Origin of the sequence: Nostoc sp. DedQUE07 (genome assembly GCF_034530975.2) — a bacterium.
In the GTDB taxonomy this organism is placed as follows: domain Bacteria; phylum Cyanobacteriota; class Cyanobacteriia; order Cyanobacteriales; family Nostocaceae; genus Nostoc.
In genome coordinates, this window is record NZ_JAVRCC020000115.1 from 1 (window position 1) to 548 (window position 548).

Here is a 548-nt window from a genome sequence, read left to right on the forward strand (position 1 = left end):
GATTGAACCGAGTAAGAATGACCAGTCAGGGTGCGAACCCTTCCTGTCGCCACCGACCACAGTTTGATAGTGTTGTCTCCACTACTACTGGCGAGAATTTGCCCATCACTACTGATGGCGACGGATTGAACCGAGGAAGAATGACCAGTGAGGCTGCGAATTTCCTTTCCAGTTTTTACCAACCACAGTTTGATCGTCTTGTCCCCACTACCACTGGCAAGAATTTGCCCATCACTACTGATGGCGACGGATTGAACCGAGGAAGAATGACCAGTGAGGCTGCGAATTTCCTTTCCAGTTTTTACCAACCACAGTTTGATCGTCTTGTCCCCACTACCACTGGCAAGAATTTGCCCATCACTACTGATGGCGACGGATTGAACCGAGGAAGAATGACCAGTGAGGCTGCGAATTTCCTTTCCAGTTTTTACCAACCACAGTTTGATCGTCTTGTCCCCACTACCACTGGCAAGAATTTGCCCATCACTACTGATGGCGACGGATTGAACCGAGGAAGAATGACCAGTGAGGCTGCGAATTTCCTTTCC

Annotated in this window: 1 protein-coding gene; it reads right to left on the bottom strand. The window is 49.3% G+C overall.

Features of this window, described 5'->3' with window-relative positions; translation table 11 throughout:
• A partial coding sequence (locus tag RMZ95_RS34030) for a WD40 repeat domain-containing protein (protein WP_409884548.1) occupies positions 1 to 548 on the bottom strand: 548 nt, incomplete at both ends.